Here is a 5517-nt window from a genome sequence, read left to right on the forward strand (position 1 = left end):
GAAAGGCTCTGGCAGTTTAACGGTAGACATTTTTACGCCGTAGTCTACTAGTTGAGCGAAGGGGGCTTCTGTATCGATCTTTTCGCCAGAAATTTCCCCCAACGCTGCAATGCCATCTGCATTTCTTTAACACGCACAGGTTTGGAAATAAAATCATCCATCCCAACTTCCAAACAGCGATCGCGAATCTCTGGAGTAGAATTTGCTGTGAGTGCGATCACGACTGGACGTTCCTGTGGTGACCACCGTTGATAAATTTGCTCTGTTGCCTCAAACCCATCCATTTCGGGCATTTGTAGATCCATCAAAACGATGTTGTAAGTCTGTTGTTTGAGCGCGTCTAAAGCCTGCAACCCATTGACACTCACATCCGCACTATAACCGAGGCTAGACAAGATTTTGAGCACTAATTTTTGATTGATCGTACTATCTTCAACCACCAAAATCCGCAATAATGTCGTGAAATCAGAATCAACGATTTGAGCAGATGTATGCGTGGCGATCAAGTTCAAAATCTGCTCAAAGCGAAATTCATGGACTAGATTCTTTAGACCTGTTGCTAAAGTTTTATGGGAAAGTGGGATCTGCTCGATCAGTTGTAAGACCTGTTTCCCATCAATGTGAGTTGCTGCTTCCTGCAATAGGTTGAGCCAAGATGTAGACATCCCAATAAAGTGATCTGATTCTAGAGATTGATAGAAAGGGGTGAGATTTGAGATCACAGGATTTTTGACTGCCTCGGTATAGATGTAGCGTACGCCGAGATGTTCGGCAATTTTAGCGAAAATAAGCTCGCTGGAATAGGGTTTACGAATAAAATCATCACAGCCAGCATCTATTGCTTTGAGGCGTTCTTCTTCAAAGGCATTGGCTGTAATCGCAATGATTTTTGTGGGGGGAAATGCTTCTGATTGCTGTTCTTTTTCGCGCTCTGCGAGCCGAATCTGTTTGGTTGCTTCATAACCATCCAGTACAGGCATGCGGATATCCATCAAAATTAAGTCGGGTGACCAATCTTGCCATACAGCGATCGCTTCTTGTCCATTTTCACAGTGACAAACCTGAAAGCCCAAGGGAGTTAGTAGTTTAAGCAGTAGTTGTTGGTTGATAGTCTTATCTTCGACAATTAAAATTCGGTAGTTTCTTTGACCTGCCTCTAACCCAATTGCAGATAGATTAGAATAGCCTTTCAAAGTATCTTGGGCTAGATTTGCAAGAATACTAAATGAGAATCTGGAACCTTTTCCTACATTACTTTCTACAAAGATTTCGCCGCCCATCATCTCAATAAATTTACGACTAATTGACAATCCTAGCCCTGTACCCTCTTGTGCTTTTCTACCGGCATCTGTTTGGACAAAGGGTTCAAACAGATGTGTTAATTCTTCCTGTGCGATTCCCCATCCTGTATCTTCAACATCAAATCGAAGCGTTACAAGTTCATGTTCTTGGCAGGCTTGAACGCTGGCGATCGCTTCTTGACTACTAACTTTCGTGTCGATCTGACTCACCCTTAGGGTTACGCTACCTCGGTCTGTGAACTTAATCGCATTTCCAAGCAGGTTAATTAGAATTTGCCGTAATTTTTTTTCATCTGCTGAGATCAGTTGAGGTACATCTGAGCCAACTTCAAAGATCAACTGTAAGCCTTTTAGACTTGCTTTTAGTTGGAGCATTTCCTCAAGTACCCCAAGCATATAGTACAAATCAAATGTGGTTTTCGTGAGGACAATTTGCCCCGCTTCAATTTTTGCCATCTCAAGCACATCATTGATTAAAGACATGAGATGTTCGCCACTGCGACAAATAATGTTTAAGCTCTCTTGCTGGTCTGCACTAAGATCTGGATCGTGAATCAGTAGCTGGGTAAACCCTAAAATCGCACTGAGAGGTGTTCGCAGTTCATGACTCATATTTGTGAGAAATTCAGTTTTGGCTTGGTTCGCTACTTCTGCAATTTCTTTCGCCTGCTTTAAACTTTCCTCGGTTTGATGTCGGACGATCGCAGTCTTGGCTAGATAGGTGGCTTTTTCAATCAACTCAAGATCCTGAGAGCTAGGCGTACAGGGCTCGTGATAGTACATCGCGAAAGTTCCTAATACATCTCCATCTGAGGTGAGGATGGGTGTGGAACAGCACGTTCTCAATCTAAAATGTTCTGAAAAGATCTCTTTAAACTCTACCCATAGCGGATCGTTCGCAATATCTTTTGAGACGATCGGTTGTTTGCGCATAACAGCTAAACCGCAGGAACCAACATCTTCTCTGACTTCTAAGCCATCAACCATTTGTCTATATAGTTCGGGAAAGTTTGGGGCGGCTCCATTACGAAAAACAAAAGTTGTGCGATCGACTTTTTCTAACAAGAGTAGAGAGCATAATGCTTGATGACTGTGTGCTTCAATCAATCGAACGATTTCATCTAAAACTTCATGTAAAGGCGATCCCTCAGCAATCAATTCAAGGATATGATTTTGACCGTCGAGGAGCGTTTCAATTTTTTGTCGTTCTCTAATCTCTTTTTCTAATGTTTGCTTTCTCTCTGCAATTTCTATGTTTTCTAGGGCATCAACTGCTAGGTTTTCCTTCTCAAACTCGGACTTAGCCATATATCCGAGTAAATCAGCAATGCAATGGGCTTTTTCATTACCGTTTACCCAACCGATGACTTGTTCTAAAACAATAATGGGATACCTTTGGCGAAAAGTAATGTTTGTCGTGTTACGAAAGAGGATAGTCCCTTCTAAATCTTCGATACTGAGGGAGGCACCCAAAGCATCAATCATGTTTTTGATAGTAGATGATGTCTCTGTTTGGGTAATCAGTTTATGGAGGTTGATGCATATCATCTACAATTTCTCACTTATCTGTCAGCCATGCTTACTTAACAATAGTCGTCAAATTTAAAAATAACCTAATTAATCTTGAGATGCTCTTGTCGAAATATTCTTTTACCTTACCCTAAACTCATAAACAATTCTAATCTGCCTTTGGGCTGAGTGGGCAAACCCATGAGCTTTTCCAATTTATGCTGAGTATTGTCGAAGTAACCAAATCTATCCTATATTTTGTGGCGAGTTATACTGTCTAAAACGATCTCAACAGATCTAGAACGCTACTAATATTTCTGGGTAAGATAGGGGCAGATATGCGGAGTAGTTGAAACCATGCGGCATCTGGCAAAAAACCTAAAATTGGGCTGGCTGAGAAGTCAGACTAAGTTGGCTGGTGTTGTCTTGAGCTTATTATGTCTGCCTGCGCTTTTTGGGGATGACTTCATCGCGATCGCACAGCCAAAACCTTCGCAATATGGACTGGGAATTAAGCCACAGCAGACAGGTGCTTTACATGCGCCACCGAGTTATTGCATCACTGCGATCGCGCCCCAAGATGGCGGACGCACGCTTTCCCAGCACCCTACTTTGTATCTCTATCTGCTCAAAAATAAAAGAGAGCGAGACACGTTCATTTCTGAGTTAAGACTGACACTGAAATTAGATGAAGGCGAATCTGTTCTCAGTCGTTATATGTTTAGGGTCAAAGTTCAGGATTTAGAGGAAGGGCTGTACAAAATCGCTTTGCCCGTTGGCAATTTCCCTAACCTCAATGGAAAGATTCAACATTGGGCAATGTATGGAATCGATGCGGAGTTTTCAAGTTTGGAATATACCTCTGCATACGTTCGGCAAGAACCTAATGGGAACGTGCTGAAAGGAATTCAACCGAAAAGTACCATGCTGGACAAGGCGCGTATCTATGCAAAATATTACTATTGGTATGATGCTTTTGATGCTTATAGTCAATGGTTAGAACAGCATCCTAAAGATGTGGTGGCTCGGCGCGAACGGGCAAAAATGCTCAAAGAGAATCTCAGTAGCCGATGTGTTGATATATACAGATACATATCGTTCCAAAAATTGCTCGAAGCCATCGATGTCAAACCTGCCGAAGCGATCGCATTCCCTCTTAAAAATTAAGGTCGATCTGGTTGCTTATCAATCCCTAGCTTTATCCCTAACTTTGAGATACGGTCAATTTGACGCAGAGAAAATTTAATTGTCTCCAACAGATCCATGCGATCATAGAACTGAACGTCATAAGGAAAGCAAAATAGTAATTGAGGACTCTTAGTGAAGCGAATAGTCTTGTGTGATTTTGATGGCACGATTACAGTAGAAGAAACCTTTGTGGCAATGATTAAGCGGTTTGCCCCAGAAGTATCTGCTCAAGTACTGCCAGAACTCTATGCAAAGCGGCTTACCCTGCGTCAAGGCGTGCGCCAAATGCTTGAGTCAATTTCATCCTCTGACTATCCAAAGATTATCGAATTTACCCGATCGCAACCCATTCGTGCGGGATTTCTAGAACTTTTAGATTTCTTGGATTCCGAAAATATTCCACTCGTAATTGTCTCTGGGGGGCTGCGCTGCATGATCGAGGCAGTTGTCGCCCCTTTTATCGATCGCATTAAGGCAATTCACGCGATCGAGCTTGATACTAAGGGGGATTATTTGCGTCCGATCTCTCGCTATGAGGGTGGCACAGAAATGGTGGCTAAGGCACAAATCATGGATACCTATGCTGCCGATGAGACGATTGCGATCGGTGACTCCATTACAGATTGGAATCTTGCCCTTGCTGCTTCCCTTGTATTTGCTCGCCCACCTCTGACTCGCTATTTGGAAGAGCACAAAAAGCCCTACCTCCCTTGGCGTGACTTTATCGATATTCGCAACCAATTAGCTGAATACCTTGCGAGAGTAGGTCATTGAGAATCAGAGGTTTTCAGGATTTATCTACTTTTGGGCAAGCCACATAGGAGGGAATTCTGTGGGAAGCGATGGGGTAGAAAGGTCGTTTGATTTGTAAGCGAGAACTGTAGGTGCGATCGCACCCTTTGTATTTTGGTGATTCTGTTCCAGAGCCTTGGCAATGAATTCTGTCATGCCCACATTATGTTGAGCAATCACTACGGATGTATGCGCTTGCGAAACCAACATAAATTCTTCAATATCTAATTTCGGGCGGCTTCTACCAACCTCAAACCCAATCTTGTTACAGGGTTGAAATTGAATAGCCCCAATCGAACCTTCAGTACCGCAAAAATCACGGGCAGATACCTTTTCTATCGGCGCATAAAGGCTAACAGATACAGTCATCACACATGCCATCGCTAAATTAGCTCTCATAGAAGTTTCTCCTAAAATTTCTCGGGATTTTCAAAGGAAAGTTCGGCAATGCGACCACTGCGATCTAGTTGTAGTCTAGCGACTACGGTACCGCGTTCAAATACAATGCGAAATGTATTATTTTCGATCGCTTGAAGCGATTTGTACGCTCCCATTTCTTGTTTGGCTTCAACTTTAAGGCGATCGATCGCTTCTTGAATTGGCATAGGGATTTGTGCTAACAAACTCGGCGCAAACCAATTTGAATCTAGCTTTTGGCTTACCAATAATCGCTCTAGTACAGCAGGGCGGAAATAGGGCTACCCTATAGAAGGTGAGCTAAATGAAA

5 protein-coding genes are annotated in these 5517 nt (G+C 42.8%); 2 read left to right on the forward strand and 3 right to left on the reverse strand.

The annotated features are described in order from the left end of the window. Window positions 1-47: 47 nt before the first annotated feature. Window positions 48-2786: a response regulator gene (locus V2H45_RS24995; protein WP_330486409.1), complete on the reverse strand. Its 2739-nt coding sequence runs from the start codon at window positions 2784-2786 to the stop codon at window positions 48-50. Between the two features lie 381 nt (window positions 2787-3167). Here V2H45_RS24995 and V2H45_RS25000 point away from each other — a divergent pair, with 381 nt between their 5' ends. Then, entirely contained in the window at window positions 3168-3977 is an 810-nt protein-coding gene (locus V2H45_RS25000; RefSeq protein WP_330486410.1) for a DUF928 domain-containing protein, read from the forward strand. 153 nt (window positions 3978-4130) lie between these two features. Further along, a complete protein-coding gene (locus V2H45_RS25005; protein ID WP_330486411.1) occupies window positions 4131-4772 on the forward strand; it encodes an HAD-IB family phosphatase in 642 nt (213 codons plus the stop codon). Between the two features lie 24 nt (window positions 4773-4796). Here the strand turns inward: V2H45_RS25005 and V2H45_RS25010 are convergent, their stop codons facing one another. Both V2H45_RS25010 and V2H45_RS25015 read right to left on the reverse strand, forming a co-directional pair. Continuing rightward, complete coding sequence (locus V2H45_RS25010; RefSeq protein ID WP_330486412.1) at window positions 4797-5189, reverse strand: hypothetical protein; 393 nt, start codon at window positions 5187-5189, stop codon at window positions 4797-4799. 11 nt (window positions 5190-5200) lie between these two features. After that, window positions 5201-5395: a hypothetical protein gene (locus tag V2H45_RS25015; RefSeq protein WP_330486413.1), complete on the reverse strand. Its 195-nt coding sequence runs from the start codon at window positions 5393-5395 to the stop codon at window positions 5201-5203. Window positions 5396-5517: the final 122 nt, after the last annotated feature.

This window comes from Tumidithrix elongata BACA0141, assembly GCF_036349135.1.
Taxonomy (GTDB): domain Bacteria; phylum Cyanobacteriota; class Cyanobacteriia; order Pseudanabaenales; family Pseudanabaenaceae; genus Tumidithrix; species Tumidithrix elongata.

Excerpts from the sequence above, each read along its gene's own strand:
- V2H45_RS25010 (WP_330486412.1), bottom strand. The coding sequence starts at position 5,189 with ATGAGAGCTAATTTAGCGATGGCATGTGTGATGACTGTATCTGTTAGC.
- V2H45_RS25015 (WP_330486413.1), bottom strand. The coding sequence starts at position 5,395 with ATGCCAATTCAAGAAGCGATCGATCGCCTTAAAGTTGAAGCCAAACAA.
- V2H45_RS24995 (WP_330486409.1), bottom strand. The coding sequence starts at position 2,786 with ATGATTGATGCTTTGGGTGCCTCCCTCAGTATCGAAGATTTAGAAGGG.
- V2H45_RS25000 (WP_330486410.1), top strand. The coding sequence starts at position 3,168 with ATGCGGCATCTGGCAAAAAACCTAAAATTGGGCTGGCTGAGAAGTCAG.